Here is a 15,385-nt window from a genome sequence, read left to right as displayed (position 1 = left end):
GCTGAAATTCGACCGGCAACCGGTATCCATGGGGAGAGCGGACGAGCATGAAATTCGAGAATCTGCGTGTCGTCGTGACCGGAGCGTCCCGCTATTTCGGCCGCGCACTCGCCGTCGGATTCGCGCATCTCGGCGCCGAGGTCTATGTCTCGGCCCGCACCGTCGAGGCCGCCGAGCGCACCCGTACCGAGGTCATGGGCTCCGCCCGGGACCGCATCCACGCGTTCGGCTGCGACCTCAGCAGGCCCGCCGAGATCCGCGAGTTCGCGGCGCGGGTCGGCGAGCACACCGACCGGGTCGACCTGCTGGTGAACAACGGCGCGCGCTGGCTCGACGGCATGGACCTGGAGGCGGCCAGCGACGACGAGATCGTGGAGACGATCGAGTCGACGGCCGGCGGCACCGTCCTGATGGTCAAGCACTTCCTGCCGCTGCTGCGCGGCTCGCTGCGGCCCGACATCGTGAACATGGTCGCCGTGCGGGACGCCGAGGGCGCCTCCGCCGCCGCGGGCGCCGCCCACGAGGCGTTCTGGGCGGCGAAGAGCGCGCAGGCCGGTTTCGCGGACATTCTCTCCCGCCGGCTCCGGCCCTCCGGCGTCCGTGTGTTCTCCCTCTACCCGCCTGATTTCTCCACGTCCGATCCCCGGTTCGCGGAATGGGACGGATCGAATCCGGACGGTATAGCGCCCGACGAGAAGCTCACCACGCAGGCCCTTTTCGAATGCATCGTCTACGCGGTCGAACAGCCCCGTGACTGCTTCATCCGCTCCTTCCATTTCGAACCTCGCTGAAGCACACCGCACCACAGCGTCAAGGAGGTCCCATGAGCACGCCCGTCTGGATCACCGCGACCCCCCCGGCCACCCATGGCGAACTGCACATCGGCCATCTCGCGGGGCCGTACGTCGCCGCCGACGTCCTGTCCCGGTACCTGCGCGCCGAGGGCGAGCCCGTACGGTTCACCACCGGCACCGCCGACCACGCCAGCTCCGTCGAGGTCCGGGCGCTGCGCCACCACCGCAAGCCCGAGGAGGTCGCCGAGGGCTACCGCGCGGCGATCACCGCCGACTGGCTGCGCTCGGGCGTGGAGTTCGACCACATCGTCCGGCCGCGCCGCGACCGCGGCTACGGCCGCTGGGTGCAGGACCTCTTCAGCCGGCTGTACGCGCAGGGCGTCATCGCGCCGCGCACCCGTCTGCTGCCGTACTGCGAGCCGTGCGAGCGCTGGCTGTACGGGGCGCACGTCACCGGCGCCTGCCCGCACTGCGGCGCGGTCAGCGACGGCGGGATGTGCCACGAGTGCGCCCGCCCCAACGACGGCGGCGACCTGATCGCGCCCCGGTGCTCGCTCTGCGACACCCCCGCGCTGTCCCGCCGCTGCCGCCGTCTCTACATCCCCCTCGAGCCCTTCCGCGAGTCCCTGGCCGACTACTGGGCCACCGCCGGGCTCCCGCCCCGGCTGGCCGCGCTGTGCGAGTCGCTGGTGGAGGACGGGCTGCCGGACATCGCCGTCGGCCACCCGGCCGAGTGGGGCCTCCAGGTGCCGGTCGAGGGCTTCCCCGACCACCGCGTCGACGGCTGCTTCGAGGCCGCCGCGATGCATCTGTTCGGCTACGACACCAAGGGCCCGCTGCCCCGCCGCGCCATCCACTTCTGCGGCTTCGGACACGCCTTCTGCCATGCCGTGCTGCTGCCCGTGCTGCTCCTGGCCCAGGACATCAAGCTGCCGCAGGACTTCTGCGTCAACGAGTCGTACGTCGTCGAGGAGGGCGTCCAGGAGGGCAACGTCTGGGCGCTCGACCTGCTCACCGAGTACGGCTCCGACACCCTGCGCCGGCATGTCCTGCAGGCCCGCCCGACCGGCCGCCGCACGGTCTTCCACCGTGACCGGCTCGCCGCCGCCCGCCGCGAACTGGACGAGAACTGGAACAGCTGGCTGGCCAGGCTCTTCACCTCCGTACGCGAGGAGTGCGCCGGGCTCGCCCCGCAGGCGCTTCCCGGCGGCACGGGCTGGGAGATCCTGGAGCGCCGGCTGCACCGGGCCGTCGAGGACCTGCGGGAGGCGTACGGCCCCGATGCCTTCGACCCCCGGCGCGCGGTCGCCGTCCTCGACGAGGTGGTGCGTTCGGTGGCGGACTTCGGCCATGTCAACGCCCATGAGCGCTGCCGGCCGACCACCGCCTGCCGTCATCTGCCGGCGCTCGCCACCCAGTTGGCGGTGGCCTCGGCGCTGTCCGCGTGGGCGCGGCCGGTGATGCCGGAGGGCGCCGACCGGCTGGCCGCCGCGCTCAGGGTCGAGCCCGGCCGGGCCATCGACACCTCGGCCCTGACCGGGCCCCTGCCGGGTACCCGGCTCGCCCCGCCGTCCGGCCCCGTCTTCGGTTTCTGATCCACCCCCATCCCCACCGCCTACCGCTCACCACCCGCCGCGTGGCCGTGCGCGACGCAACGCAGGGACACGTGGCCCGCCCTCACAGGAGCCCCACGTGTCTCTGCGCGTCGCCATGCTCAGCGTCCACACCTCCCCGCTCCACCAGCCCGGAACCGGGGACGCCGGCGGGATGAACGTCTACATGGTCGAGCTGTCCCGCGCCCTGGCCGAACAGGGCGCCGAGGTCGACCTGTTCACCCGCTGCCGGGGCGAGGGCCGCCCCCCGCTCGTCGATCTCGCACCGGGCGTACGGGTCCGCCATCTGCACGCGGGGCCTCGCAGGGCGCTCCCCAAGGAGGCCATGCCCGACCTCGTGGTGCCGTTCTCGCTGGCCCTGCTCAAGGAGGACCGGCGCTACGACCTGGTCCACTCCCACTACTGGCTCTCCGGGCAGGCCGGCCGCATCGCGTCCGCCGGCTGGCGGATACCGCTGGTCCACACCGCGCACACGCTGGCGCGGGTGAAGAACGCGGCCCTCGCGGAGGGCGATACCCCCGAGCCCGAACTCCGGATCCGCGGAGAGCACCAAGTGGTGCACTCCGCCGACCGGTTGATCGCCAACACGGTCGACGAGGCGCAGGCGTTGCGCGCGCTGTACGGGGCGGCGGCACCGCGCATCGAGGTGGTACGTCCCGGCGTCGACCTGCGCACCTTCGGGCCGGGCGACGGGCGCGCGGCGGCCAGGGCCCGGCTCGGGCTGCCGGCCGACGCCTTCATCCCCCTGTACGCGGGACGCATTCAGCCCCTGAAGGGCCCCGACGTGCTCGTACGTGCGGTGGCGGAGCTGCTGCTGATGGCACCCGACCTGCGCCGACGGCTGCTCGTCCCGGTCGTCGGGGGTCATTCGGGGGCGAGCCCGGAGGGCTCGGCCCTGCAGCTGGCGCACGGGCTGGGCATCGCCGACGTGCTGCGGCCCTGCCCTCCCGTACCGCAGGCGCTGCTCGCGGACTGGTACCGGGCGGCGGACGTGCTCGTGGTGCCCTCGCGCAGCGAGTCCTTCGGCCTGGTGGCCCTGGAGGCGCAGGCGTGTGGGACGCCGGTGCTGGCGGCGGCGGTGGGCGGGCTGCCGACGGCGGTGTGGGACGGGGTGACGGGGCTGCTCGTCCGGGGGCACGACCCGGCCGAGTACGCCCGTCGGCTGCTGTGGCTGGCGGCGCATCCGGAGGCGCGTACGACGATGGGGGAGGCGGCGGTCCGGCATGCCCGGGGAATGAGCTGGCGCGCCTCCGCGGCCCGGACGATCGAGGTGTACGAGGCGGCTCTGGGAGCGGCCGGAAGGGGGCCCGGTGGGGTGGGGCAAGGGCGGCGGCACGCCCCTGCCCCGGCGGCCCCTCTCTCCTGGAGGAACGAGAAGGCCGTCGCACCAGTCTAGCATCTCTTTTGGTCCGACCAAAGGTACGAGAAGGTCCGGATCCGTCAATTCCGTTGTTCTGACGGCGCATTGACGCATCCACGCCATGGCGGGTCCACGCATGGAGAATCCCTGGATTCGCTTCCGGGGCCGGGACAGAATGGAGATGTCTTCAGGGAGCGCCCGGCGGCACGGGCCCCTGGAAGGCGGAATTCATATTCCAACTCCTGGAGGAATCATGTCTGCTGTGCGTGTCTCGGGTATTCGCAGGACGGTCCGTCAGTTCGCGGTCGCGTTCGCCGCGTGTATGGCGGTCGCGGGCGGAGCCGCGCTGGTCGCCGCCCCCGACACCGCCCCGGCCTCGACCTCGCAGCAGGCCGGCGCGGAGAACGAGTGGCCGAAGGCCAGCCCTTCCCCGGTGGCCCCCACCAACTGATCCGTCACCGAGCTGAATTCAGCTGGGGAGTCAGCGGTAGTCAGCTGAAATCGGAAAGCCCCGCAGTCGCACCGTCCCGGCGACTGTGGGGCTTTGTTCTTCGGGTGCGTCAGTCGAGCCAACCGAGACGTACGGCCCGTACTCCGGCCTCGAATCGGCTCGACGCCCCTAATTCCTGCATGAGTTCGGAGAGCATGCGGCTCACCGTGCGCAGCGACACCCCGAGGTTCCGGGCGATCTTCTCGTCCTTCATCCCCGTCGCGAGCATCTGCAGCGCCGCCCGCTGCTGCTCCGAGAGCCCGTCGCCCCCACGGTCGGGCGCGGCCTCGTCCCCGTACGGTGTCGCGGTGTGCCAGCAGTGCTCGTACAGACCCAGATAGGAGCGGACGAGCACGGGGCCCCGGGCCAGGATGGCGCCCTCGCGGGGCTCCTCGGGGCGGATCGGCACCATCGCGTACTGCTGGTCGGCGATCACCATGGTCATCGGGATGACGGGCGCGAGCCGGATCTCCACCCCGAGGGCGACCCGCCGTCCGAGCAGCTCCGCCAGCTCCGGCTTGGCGGCGTCCTGGCCGCGGTAGATGGCGCGGACGCGGACCCCGTTCCCGATCTGCCGCCGGTCCCGGTCAAGGATCCGCTCGGGGATCTGCCGGCTGTTGCTGCCGGGGTGCATCGAGGCCGAACCCTCCTGCATCACGTCGGTGATGTCCTCGAGGGCCTGCTGGATCCGCCGGTAGTCGGTGATGGCCTCGACGGCGATCTCGGAATGGGCCAGCGATCCGGCCCGCAGAAAGGTTCCCGCCAGCGTCTCCAGCGTGCTGTACGCCCGGTCCGCCTCGGTCAGATGGTTGCGCAGCCGCTCGCGCTCCCGGTCCAGGAGGCGCAGCAGCGAGATCTCGGGATCGATGGCGGCCACCGTGTCGGTGTCCGGCTTCCAGTTGGCGTCCCGTATGTCGGAGACCGTGGCGTGGGTGCTGCTCGTCGGCACGATCAGACCGAGGGAGGTCAGTTCGTCGCGACATCGCTCGTACTCCTCGGGCGCGATGCGCACGGCCGCGCAGGCCTCCCGGAAGCTCGACACGCCACGGCTGCGGAGTTCTTGATAGAGGGTCAGTATCGCGTCCGCGGCGTGTTCACCCGTGCCGTCCTCCGTCGTGACCATGGCGAAGTGACCCCCCTCGTTCGTCCGCGTCTCCCCGGCTCACCCTGTCACAGGGCTCGGCGGATGTCCTCGTACCGATCTTCTCTGCGCCGCGTCAGCCCAGCCCTTTCGCGTCAGACGTCCCGTTCGCGCATCTCGCCGCCGTCCAGGAGGCCGAGCCTGGCCGCCTTCACCCCGGCCTCGAACCGGCTCGCCGCGCCCAGTTCCTGCATCACCTCGGAGAGCAGCCGGCTGACCGTGCGCAGGGACACCCCGAGGTTCTTCGCGATCTGCTCGTCCTTGATGCCGGAGGCGAGCATCCGCAGCGCGGCCCGCTGCTGCTCGGAGAGCCCGTCGCCGCCGTGCTCGGGCTTCTCCTCGTCGCCGTACCGGGTGGCCGCGTGCCAGCAGTACTCGTACAGCGCGAGATAGGAACGGACCAGTCCGGGCCCGCGCGCGAGGATCGCGGCGGAGTCCGGGTCGTGCGCGTCGGTGGGCAGCAGCGCGAAGTTCTCGTCGGCGAGGACCATGTTCATCGGTACGACGGGGGAGAGCCGGACCTCCACCCCGAGGGCGACCCGCTCCTTCAGGTGCTGGGCCATGTCCGGTACGGAGCTGATCCGGCGGCTGTACACGGCGCGGACGCGCACGCCGCGGGCGGTCCAGCGGCGGTCGCGCTCCAGCTCCCCGGCCATGTCCTCGCGCCGTACCGAACTGGTGTGCAGGGAGTGCACCGAGGTGCGTACGGCGTCGCCCAGGCCGGCCAGCTCCTGCCGGATGCGGTCGGCGTCGGAGACGATCTCGACCTCGACCTCGGAGCGGGGGGCGGCACCGGCGCGGAGGAAGGGGCCCGCCAGGGTCTCCAGGGTGGCCTGGGCCCGGCTGGTCTCGGCGAGGCGGTTCTCGAGCCGGTCGCGCTCGCACTGCAGGAGGCGGACCAGGGCGACGTCGGGGTCGATCACCGAGCGTCTCGTGGTGGGTTCGATCAGTCCGAGGGTGGCGAGTTCGCCACGACATCGTTCCCGTTCCCCGGCGGAGAGGGCGAGGCCGTCAGCGACCTCGTCGAAGGAGCAGGAGGGCCGGGCACGGAGCTCGAGGTAGACCGCGAGAGCCTGATCGCTTCCCGTACGCGTCCCGGTGGCGTTTTTGGACACAGCGCAGCAGACTCCCCTCGGATCCGTTCGGATCCCGTTGAATCGCCCCGCTAGACCCTGCCACAGATTCGAACGCCACGCATGGTGTTCAAGCGGTCTCAGCGTGATGCGGAGGACTGTGCGCAGTCGGGGCAGAGGCCCTTGAAGACGATCTCGGCGTCGGTGGTGTGCCAGTCGGGCAGGGCGCCGCGGGGCGGGGTGGGCGCCTTGGCGTCGACGTTCTCCACCCGGCCGCACTGCACGCAGAGCGCGTGCTGGTGCGGCGGTCCGGAGATCTCGAAGACGGCGGGAAGGCCGGGGCGGTCGAACTTGCTGACCAGGCCGGTCTCCTGGAAGTGCCGGAGCATCTCGTACACCGCCTGGCTGGTGAGCGTGCCGAGACGCTCGCGGGCGGTGGCGGTGATCGCCTCCACGTCGAGGTGGCCGGCCGAGGCGAGGACCGTGAGCACCTCCAGGCGCGGGCCCGTGACCCGCAGACCGACGTCGCGCAGGCGCTGGATCACCGCCTCGCGGCCCGTCAGCTCATCCACGACTGCCATCTTCTCCGCCTGGTCGGCTCAAACTTTTGCAGGCATCGTACCTCTTGGCCTTCCTTGATGTCAGTCGTCCGCACGACAGACCAGCAGCACACTCTCGGTCCGTTCGTCGATCCGGTGCCGGCGCCGGCCCTCGATGTGCAGGCCCGCGGAGTGCAGTTCGGCCGCGAGACGCTCGGGGTCGACGATCCATTTGTCGGTGGTTAGCACGGCCCGCTCGGTGGAGAGTTTGCCGGTCCGGGCGGCGTAGTACGTGATCCGCTCGCTCATCTCGGCCAGGTCGAAGACCTGCCGGGCGACCACCCACTCGTCGATCCCGTCGAATCGCGGGACCTGGAAGGCCCAGGTGCGCCGTGGTTCGGCGGCGAGTCCGGGGAGCAGGTGGGAGGTGTAGTCCAGGGCGAGGGCGCCGCCGGTGTCCAGGTGCGAGGCGATCTCGCGCAGCAGACCGGGGCGGGCCCGCGGGGGGACGGCGGACACCATGGCGCCGGCGAGCAGCGCGAGCCGGTAACTGCCGTGCAGACGGAGTTCGGTGAGATCGGCGCGGGTGGTCACGATCAGTTCGGCGACCTGGGGGCCGATGCGGCGGGCCCAGGTCTGGAGCCGCTCGAGGGCGGCGGCGTCCCGGTCGACGGCCTCGACGGCGAAGCCGTGCCGGGCGAACGGGACCGCGAGCCGTCCGGCGCCGGAGCCGAGGTCGAGCACCGGGCCGTGCCCGCCGGTGGTGCGGGCGAGGCTGAGGTAGCGGACGATGTCCGCGCTGTGGGGGCCGAGGAGGGCGTCGTACAGCCAGACGGAGTCCTCGTCTCCGGGGGCGACGGACTCCAGTCCGGGGAGGGGGAGGGTGCCGGAGGTGAGGTCGTATCGGGACGGCAGGACCGGCGCGAGCGCGGCGCCGCTCTGTTTCTGCATCGCTCCTCCAGGGGCTCGCTCGGTCCATGCCGTCCGGACGAGGATCCCGTGCCGCCGGGGCCCGCGCCGCGGAACCATCCTGGAGGGAGGCCGCCCCTGGGTGCCAGCGGATCGGACGGCGTGAACACGCGATGGCGTTCATCTGCCACGACCTCGGTCGTCGGCGCCGTCCCCGGCGGGCGCTCAGGTCAGAGCTTGCGGCTCAGGCGCGTGGGGGTGAGCGGGGCGAAGCCCGTCGTCGAGTAGAAGGGGAGCGACGGGTCGGTCTCCGTCGGGAGGCTCACGCGCTGTTCCGCCGCGCCGAACCCCCGCATGCGCTCCGTCGCCGCCGCCAGCAGCGCCGATCCCACGCCCCGCCGTCGCGATCCCTCCGCCACGGCCAGTGCGTACAGCTCGCCCTCGCCCGGGACCGGCACTCCGCTCGCCGTCGCGCCGACGATCGTTCCGTCGGCGTCGGTGGCGACCAGCCAGCCCAGCCAGCCCGGCGCGCCACCCGGAATTTCAATTTCCGCACGGATACGGGGAAGTGCACATTGCGTGGAGACCAGACGGCGCGTAGGGATTTCGCCGAGTATTCCTTCATAGCTGCCGCGAATGGCGTCGGCCAGCAGCCTGGATATCGTCGTCGCGTCCCCGGCCGCAGCCGTCCGCACGTCAGCCAGCTGCATTGGTTCGTACCCTTCGATGTGCCGAGCCTGAGCGCCAACGTACCCACGATAGCCGGGAATTCAGAGCGATGTGACCGATGCGAAATCTACGAATTCACTTAGTAATTACGTAGTGAACCGAGTCAATTAGCTGGGGAAGGAACAGCACGCGATGATCAGCGGCGCCACCGCGAGACCCCCCGTGGCGACCGTCAACAGGCCCCGCAGCACCGGATGCCCCGCACGGTGCGGAGTGAGGATGCGCCGCATCCGCAGCGCCGCCGACGGCCCGCCGGCCGCGAACGCCTCGCGCGGCGCCTGCCCCGAGGCGAGGGCGTACAGCGCCGTGGCCAGCGCGTCGCGCGTGCAGCGCCGCAACGCCCGGTCGTCCGCGGTCATTTCGAGGAGAAGCGGCACGGCCGTCCCGCCGTGCCGCGCGAGCGGAAGTCGGGGGAACACCGCCGCGAACGCCTCGGCGGCCGCCACCAGCAGATGGTGCCGCCCGGAGATGTGGGCCCGCTCGTGCGCGAGCGCGGCCGCCAACTGGGCCTCGGTGAGCGTGTCCACGGCCCCCGAGGAGACCACGACCCGGCGTGAGCTCCCCGGCAGGCAGTACACGGCCGGCCGCGCGTGGTCGAGCACGGTCGCCCGCAGCGCCGGGTCGTACCGTCCGACGAGCCGCAGGACCCCCGCGTGCCGCAGCCGGGCCCGTCGGGCCCGCACCAGCTCCCTCGCGTATCCGGCGACGGGCAGCGCGAGCACCGTGAGGGCGAGCGACAGGGCGAGGAACTCGCGGCCGGTGAGGGCGAGAAGCCGCTCCGGGGCGGGGAGGCGGAGCCCGAGGTAGACGTCGCCCAGCCGGTGACTGCTGCCTGCCGGCAGGACGAGGTGGGCGGGCAGCAGCGCGGCCGAGGCGGTGAACACCGCGCCGCTCGCCGCCCACACCGCCAGTGCGAGCCGGGGCACCTGCTGGGCCCAGCGGGCCCGCACCAGGAGCCAGGGGATCAGGAGCCCGGAGGACAGGGCCAGTCCGAGCGGCGGCAGGAGGTGGTGGTTCACCCGATCTCGCCGCCCAGCGGGCGGCGGGCGGATCGGAGCGCCGCGTCGAGGGCTTTCATGTCCTCGTCGGAGATGGTCTCCACGAAGCGCAGCAGCGCGGCCGGTCGGTCCGCGCTGTCGCCGAGGGCGTCCTGCATCAGGGCCGCGGTGTACTCCTCGCGGCTGCGCACCGGTTCGTACAGCCAGGCTCTGCCGGCCTTCTCGCGGCGGAGCCAGCCCTTGCGGTGGAGGATGTCCGCCACCGTCATCACCGTCGTGTAGGCGACCCGGCGCCCCAGATTTATGTCGTCGACGATCTCGCGGACCGTGGCGGGCCGTTGCCAGGCCCACAGCCGGTCCATGATCTCGGCCTCCAGCTCTCCCAGCCGCCGCACACGCATCCCCTCCCGTTACGGGCCGCCCATCGTACGGGCCGCTCAACGGGCGAAGATATACCCCCCAGGGGTACGATGGCCCGATGTCGACCCTCATGAAGAACCGCCCCTGCGCGAAGGTCTGCGGCCCCGGTCTGCCCGGTTCGGTGGAGCTGACGCTCCTCCGGCAGGTGCTCGGGCTCTGTCTTCGCCTGAGCGTCCGCCTGTCCGCCGACTGCCCTTCGCACAAGGGCGGTTGATCTCGTGAGGTGAGCCCCTCGGGGAGTTCCTCAGGGGTTCCCCGAGAGGTTCCTCGGGGCTTACGTTCTGATCAGTCGGGCGATGGCCTTGGAGGCCTCGCCCACCTTCACCTTCGCCTGGTCCCCGCCCTGGGCGATCGCCTCGGTGACACAGCAGCTGAGGTGCTCGTCCAGGAGGGCCACGGCGCAGGACTGCAGGGCCGCGTTGATCGCGGAGACCTGGGTCAGCACGTCGATGCAGTAGACGTCCTCGTCCACCATCCGCTGGACACCCCGGACCTGGCCCTCGATGCGCCGCAGGCGCCTGATGATGTCTTCCTTGTGCTGTACGTAACCGGCCACGGGGAGCTCCTCATCGGTCGGCGGCCTGGAAGCCGCGCAGACGCAGGCTGTTGCCGACCACGAAGACCGAGGAGAAGGCCATGGCGGCCCCCGCGATCATCGGGTTGAGCAGACCCGCCGCGGCGAGCGGCAGGGCGGCCACGTTGTAGGCGAAGGCCCAGAACAGGTTCGAGCGGATCGTGCCGAGCGTCTTGCGGGAGAGCCGGATCGCGTCGGCCGCGGCCCGCAGGTCTCCGCGTACGAGGGTCAGGTCGCCGGCCTCGATGGCGGCGTCCGTGCCCGTGCCCATCGCCAGACCCAGGTCGGCCTGGGCGAGCGCGGCGGCGTCGTTCACGCCGTCGCCGACCATGGCGACCGAACGGCCCTCTCCCTGAAGGCGCTTGACGACGTCGACCTTGTCCTGCGGCATGACCTCGGCGATGACCTCGTCGATGCCGACCTCGGCGGCGACGGACTCGGCGACGGCCTTGTTGTCACCGGTCAGCAGGATCGGGGTCAGGCCGAGCGCGAGCAGCCGCTTGACGGCCTCGGGGCTGGTCTCCTTGATGGCGTCGGCCACCTCCAGGACCGCGCGGGCCTCTCCGTCCCAGGCCACGGCGATCGCGGTCTTCCCGGTCTTCTCGGCCGCGTCCTTGGCCGACTTCAGCGACTGCGGCAGCTCCATCGCCCACTCGGTGAGCAGCTTCTCGCGGCCGACGAGGACCGCGTGGCCCTCGACGACACCCTGCACGCCCAGACCGGGAATGCTGGCGAAGTCCTCGGGGGTGGGGAGCGTACCGACCTTGGCGGCGGCGCCGGTGGCGACGGCCTGGGCGATGGGGTGCTCGGAGGAGTGCTCCAGGGCGCCGGCGAGACGCAGGACGTCGGTCTCGTCGGTGCCGGCGGCGGTGTGGACCTTGATCAGGGTCATCCGGCCGGTGGTGACGGTGCCGGTCTTGTCCAGGACGATGGTGTCGACCTTGCGCGTGGTCTCCAGGACCTCCGGGCCCTTGATGAGGATGCCGAGCTGCGCGCCGCGGCCGGTGCCGACCATGAGCGCGGTCGGGGTGGCCAGACCGAGGGCGCAGGGGCAGGCGATGATCAGGACGGCGACGGCGGCGGTGAAGGCGGCCGTCAGACCGGAGCCTGTGCCCAGCCAGAAGCCGAGGGTGCCGAGCGCGAGCGCGATCACGACGGGGACGAAGACCGCGGAGATCCTGTCGGCGAGGCGCTGGGCGGCGGCCTTGCCGTTCTGGGCGTCCTCGACCAGCTTGGCCATGCGGGCGAGCTGGGTGTCGGAGCCGACGCGGGTGGCCTCGACGACCAGCCGGCCGCCGGCGTTCAGGGTGGCGCCGGTGACGGAGTCGCCGACGGAGACCTCGACCGGCACGGACTCGCCGGTGAGCATGGAGGCGTCGACGGCGGAGGAGCCCTCGACGACGGTGCCGTCGGTGGCGATCTTCTCGCCGGGGCGGACCAGGAAGCGGTCGCCGACCTGGAGTTCGGCCGTCGGGACGGTGACCTCGCGGCCTCCGCGCAGGACGGTGACCTCCTTGGCGCCCAGCTGCATCAGGGCCTTGAGCGCCGCGCCCGCCTTGCGCTTGGAGCGGGCCTCGAAGTAGCGCCCGGCCAGGATGAAGGCGGTGACGCCGGCCGCGGCCTCCAGGTAGATGTTCCCGGCGCCGTCGGTGCGGGCGATCGTGAACTCGAAGGGGTGCGTCATCCCGGGCGTACCGGCGGTGCCGAAGAACAGCGCCCACAGGGACCACAGGAACGCGGCGATCGTGCCGACGGAGATCAGGGTGTCCATGGTCGCCGCGCCGTGCTTGGCGTTGGTCCAGGCGGCCTTGTGGAAGGGCCAGGCGGCGTAGACGACGACGGGCGCGGCGAGGGTGAGGCTGAGCCACTGCCAGTACTCGATCTGCAGCGCCGGGATCATCGCCATGGCGATGACGGGGACGGCGAGGGCGACGGCGGTGATCAGCCGCTGCTTGAGGGGCCGCAGCTCCTCGTCGGCCCGCTCCTCGTCGGTGGGGCCCTCGTCGCCGCCGGACTCAGCCTTCGGGGGAGTGGGCTCGGCGGCGGTGTAGCCGGTGGCTTCGACGGTGGCGATCAGGTCCTGTACGGAGATGTCGGCGTCGAAGGTGACCTTCGCCTTCTCGGTGGCGTAGTTGACGGTGGCCTCGACCCCGTCCATGCGGTTGAGCTTCTTCTCGATACGGGCCGCGCACGAGGCGCAGGTCATGCCGCCGATGGCGAGCTCGACCTGGGCGGCGCCGGGGGTCGTCGTGGTGGACAAGGTGCACCTCTTTCTCGGGAGGCTCGTGGCGGCCGGCCCTGATCTCGGGAACTCGGGGGGCCGGGGCCCGGGATGGGTGGACGGGCCCCGGCGGCCGGGTCGGTGGGCGCGCTTGATCAGGCGCGGCCGGTGAGCTCGTAGCCGGCGTCGTCGACGGCGGCGGCGATCGCGGCGTCGTCGGGCGCGCCGCCGGTGGTCACGGTCACCAGGCCGCCGGCGATGTCGACGTCCACGGAGATGACGCCGTCCAGGGCGGAGACGGAGCCGGTGATGGCGGTCCTGCAGTGTCCGCAGGTCATGCCGGACACCGCGTAGACGGTGGCGGTGGTGTCGGCGACGGCGGTGGCGGTCGTCGCCTCGCCGGCGTTGGTCGAGCAGCTGCCGTCAGGAGTACAGCAGGAAGACATGGGTCCCTCCTCGGTCGGTGGAAGCTGGGCGAGATACCCTCGGGGGGTATCCCGGGCTGAGTCCATGTATACCCCCATGAGGTATTCGACGCAAGCGTCTCCCTCGACTTGACTTGATACCCCCCAGGGGTATCGTGAAGTGCATCGAACGGTTACTCACGTACGGGAGAGCTGCCATGAACACCGGAGTGAAGATCACCGCCTTCGCCGCCGCGCTCGCCGCGACCTTCGGGGCCGCGTACGGGGTCGGCAAGGGGGTCGGGCCCGTGGACGAGCCGGCGAAGGCGGGGCACGGGGAGCACGCGGCCACCGCGCAGCCGGAGGGTGCGGGAGGTCATGCCGGCCACGCGGAGGGCGCCGCGACCGCCCCCGCCGCGGGCGGCCTCCAGGTCTCCGAGGGCGGCTACACGCTGGCCATGGAGACGCCGAGGCCGACCGCCGGCAAGGGCGTGCTGAAGTTCTCGATCAAGGACGCGGGAGGCAGGAAGGTCACCGCGTACACCACCGAGCACGGCAAGGAACTGCACTTCATCGTGGCCTCGCGGGACCTCACGGTCTACCGCCACCTGCACCCGGTGCGCGCGGCCGACGGCACCTGGTCGACGCCGGTCGACCTGCCCGCCGCGGGCGGCTACAAGGCCTTCGCCGACTTCAAGCCCGCGGGGAAGAACGCCAAGGGCGTGACGCTGGGCGTGGATCTGTCCGTACCCGGCGCCTACGCACCGCAGCCGCTGCCGGCCGCCGCCCCGACGGCCACCGTGGACGGCTACCAGGTCGCGCTGGGCGGCACCCTCGACCCGGGCAGGGCGGGCGAGTTGAAGCTGACGGTCAGCAAGGGCGGCAGGCCGGTCACCGACCTGGAGCCCTACCTCGGGGCGTACGGCCATCTCGTCGCGCTGCGCGACGGGGACCTCGCCTACCTCCACGTCCACCCGAACGAGGGCGGGCCCGGCCCGGGCGTCTCCTTCACGGCGACGGCGCCGAGCGCGGGGACGTACCGCCTCTTCCTGGACTTCCAGCACGGCGGAAAGGTGCGGACGGCGGCGTTCACGGTGCACGCGGGCGCGGGCCACGCGACCGCCCCGGCGCCGACGGGCGGTGCCACGCACGATGCGGGAGGCCACGCGCACGGCTAGTCTGGTCATTGGACTAGACCTGTAGCCGTCATTCATGGAGGAATGGGCTCGATGAGCAACCGTGCAGTCCTTGAGGTGATCGCCCTCGACGCGGAGGACGCGGTCGCCGCCCAGGCGGGTGGGGCGGACCGCCTCGAGCTGGTCACCGACATAGCGGCGGACGGGCTGACCCCGTCGCGGACCGGCTTCGAGGCGATCCGTGACGCCGTGGACATTCCGCTGCGCGTGATGCTCAGACTCACCGACGGCTTCGCCGCGGGCGACATCGAAGCGCTGGTGTCCCGCGCCTCCGACCTCCGGGAGGCGGGCGCGGAGGAGTTCGTACTCGGCTTCCTGACGGCCGGCGGCGACCCGGACCTGGTGGCGGTCGAGCGGCTGATCGCCGTCCTGGACGGCTGCCGCTGGACCTTCCACCGGGCGATCGACCGCGCACCGCACCGCGACACCCTGCGCAAGCAGCTCGCGGACCTGCCGGGCCTCGACACGTACCTCACCGCCGGCGCGCCGACCGGCGTCGACGACGGCCTCGCCGTCCTCAAGGCCGAGGCCGCGCGGGCGGGCGAGCCGGGCTACGAGCCGCAGATCCTGGTCGGCGGCGGCCTGCGCCTCGACCACCTCCCGGAGCTGCGGGCGGCCGGCCTCGACGCCTTCCACATCGGCGGCGCGGCCCGCCCCCAGGGCTGGACGGCGCCCGTCTCGGCGGGCGCGGTCCGCGTCTGGCGCGAGGCGCTGGACGCGTAGGGCCGGCAGAGCGCGCCGACTACGCGGGCGACATCACAGGGGCGCCCCCTCGGAGGAGGGGGCGCCCCTGTGCTGTGGCATGGAGCCGGCCGGTGCGCGGCCGGTCGGTGTGGGTGCGGGTTACAGGCTGCGGGCGGTGATGTCGCCGTGGGGGGTGGTGGCGTTGATGTCGAGGCCGGTGGTGCCGTCGTTCTTGAGGCT

At 72.0% G+C, this 15,385-nt stretch carries 17 protein-coding genes; 7 read left to right on the top strand and 10 right to left on the bottom strand.

What is annotated here, in order from left to right:
* Positions 1-47 precede the first annotated feature (47 nt).
* The 4 genes from ABZ939_RS22010 (at position 48) to ABZ939_RS21995 (ending at position 4,218) form a co-directional block, all read left to right on the top strand.
* Complete coding sequence (locus ABZ939_RS22010; protein WP_361857639.1) at positions 48-791, top strand: SDR family oxidoreductase; 744 nt, start codon at positions 48-50, stop codon at positions 789-791.
* 32 nt (positions 792-823) lie between these two features.
* Positions 824-2,389, top strand: a complete 1,566-nt coding sequence (locus ABZ939_RS22005; RefSeq protein ID WP_361857636.1) for a class I tRNA ligase family protein — start codon at positions 824-826, stop codon at positions 2,387-2,389.
* 115 nt (positions 2,390-2,504) lie between these two features.
* Positions 2,505-3,803 (top strand): D-inositol-3-phosphate glycosyltransferase, encoded by a 1,299-nt coding sequence (mshA, locus tag ABZ939_RS22000; RefSeq protein ID WP_361858111.1) that lies wholly within the window; start codon positions 2,505-2,507, stop codon positions 3,801-3,803.
* Between the two features lie 217 nt (positions 3,804-4,020).
* A complete protein-coding gene (locus ABZ939_RS21995; protein WP_361857634.1) occupies positions 4,021-4,218 on the top strand; it encodes a hypothetical protein in 198 nt (65 codons plus the stop codon).
* Positions 4,219-4,327: 109 nt separating this feature from the next.
* Here the strand turns inward: ABZ939_RS21995 and ABZ939_RS21990 are convergent, their stop codons facing one another.
* The 7 genes from ABZ939_RS21990 to ABZ939_RS21960 form a co-directional block, all read right to left on the bottom strand.
* Positions 4,328-5,380, bottom strand: coding sequence for a LuxR C-terminal-related transcriptional regulator (locus ABZ939_RS21990; protein ID WP_361857632.1), 1,053 nt, complete (start codon positions 5,378-5,380; stop codon positions 4,328-4,330).
* Positions 5,381-5,493: 113 nt separating this feature from the next.
* Positions 5,494-6,513 (bottom strand): helix-turn-helix domain-containing protein, encoded by a 1,020-nt coding sequence (locus ABZ939_RS21985; protein ID WP_361857629.1) that lies wholly within the window; start codon positions 6,511-6,513, stop codon positions 5,494-5,496.
* A gap of 98 nt (positions 6,514-6,611) precedes the next feature.
* Positions 6,612-7,043 (bottom strand): transcriptional repressor, encoded by a 432-nt coding sequence (locus tag ABZ939_RS21980; protein ID WP_361857626.1) that lies wholly within the window; start codon positions 7,041-7,043, stop codon positions 6,612-6,614.
* A 69-nt stretch (positions 7,044-7,112) separates the two neighbouring features.
* Entirely contained in the window at positions 7,113-7,961 is an 849-nt protein-coding gene (locus tag ABZ939_RS21975) for a class I SAM-dependent methyltransferase (protein WP_361857623.1), read from the bottom strand.
* Between the two features lie 188 nt (positions 7,962-8,149).
* Positions 8,150-8,629: a GNAT family N-acetyltransferase gene (locus tag ABZ939_RS21970; protein WP_361857621.1), complete on the bottom strand. Its 480-nt coding sequence runs from the start codon at positions 8,627-8,629 to the stop codon at positions 8,150-8,152.
* Positions 8,630-8,755: 126 nt separating this feature from the next.
* Positions 8,756-9,667 carry a M56 family metallopeptidase gene (locus ABZ939_RS21965; protein WP_361857618.1) on the bottom strand — a complete coding sequence of 304 codons (912 nt, stop codon included), beginning with the start codon at positions 9,665-9,667 and terminating at the stop codon, positions 8,756-8,758.
* The gene (locus tag ABZ939_RS21960; RefSeq protein WP_361857616.1) at positions 9,664-10,041 is read right to left on the bottom strand and encodes a BlaI/MecI/CopY family transcriptional regulator; all 378 of its coding nucleotides are present in this window, start codon (positions 10,039-10,041) and stop codon (positions 9,664-9,666) included. Before ABZ939_RS21960 ends, ABZ939_RS21965 begins: the two co-directional genes overlap by 4 nt.
* An 83-nt stretch (positions 10,042-10,124) precedes the next feature.
* On the opposite strand from ABZ939_RS21960, the gene ABZ939_RS21955 reads away from it, so the two are divergent.
* Positions 10,125-10,280 (top strand): hypothetical protein, encoded by a 156-nt coding sequence (locus ABZ939_RS21955; protein WP_361857613.1) that lies wholly within the window; start codon positions 10,125-10,127, stop codon positions 10,278-10,280.
* Between the two features lie 60 nt (positions 10,281-10,340).
* On the opposite strand, the gene ABZ939_RS21950 is transcribed toward ABZ939_RS21955, so the two are convergent.
* The 3 genes from ABZ939_RS21950 to ABZ939_RS21940 form a co-directional block, all read right to left on the bottom strand.
* The gene (locus tag ABZ939_RS21950; protein ID WP_137994181.1) at positions 10,341-10,622 is read right to left on the bottom strand and encodes a metal-sensitive transcriptional regulator; all 282 of its coding nucleotides are present in this window, start codon (positions 10,620-10,622) and stop codon (positions 10,341-10,343) included.
* A 10-nt stretch (positions 10,623-10,632) separates the two neighbouring features.
* Complete coding sequence (locus ABZ939_RS21945; RefSeq protein ID WP_361857610.1) at positions 10,633-12,900, bottom strand: heavy metal translocating P-type ATPase; 2,268 nt, start codon at positions 12,898-12,900, stop codon at positions 10,633-10,635.
* A 116-nt stretch (positions 12,901-13,016) separates the two neighbouring features.
* Positions 13,017-13,307, bottom strand: a complete 291-nt coding sequence (locus tag ABZ939_RS21940) for a cation transporter (RefSeq protein ID WP_361857607.1) — start codon at positions 13,305-13,307, stop codon at positions 13,017-13,019.
* Between the two features lie 176 nt (positions 13,308-13,483).
* On the opposite strand from ABZ939_RS21940, the gene ABZ939_RS21935 reads away from it, so the two are divergent.
* Both ABZ939_RS21935 and ABZ939_RS21930 read left to right on the top strand, forming a co-directional pair.
* On the top strand, positions 13,484-14,443 hold the full coding sequence (locus tag ABZ939_RS21935) for a hypothetical protein (RefSeq protein WP_361857604.1): 960 nt from the start codon (positions 13,484-13,486) through the stop codon (positions 14,441-14,443).
* Between the two features lie 51 nt (positions 14,444-14,494).
* Complete coding sequence (locus ABZ939_RS21930; protein ID WP_361857601.1) at positions 14,495-15,184, top strand: copper homeostasis protein CutC; 690 nt, start codon at positions 14,495-14,497, stop codon at positions 15,182-15,184.
* Positions 15,185-15,385: the final 201 nt, after the last annotated feature.

Source organism: Streptomyces sp. NPDC046712, assembly GCF_040645695.1.
Classification (GTDB): domain Bacteria; phylum Actinomycetota; class Actinomycetes; order Streptomycetales; family Streptomycetaceae; genus Streptomyces.
This window is presented reverse-complemented; position numbering and strand designations above follow the sequence as displayed.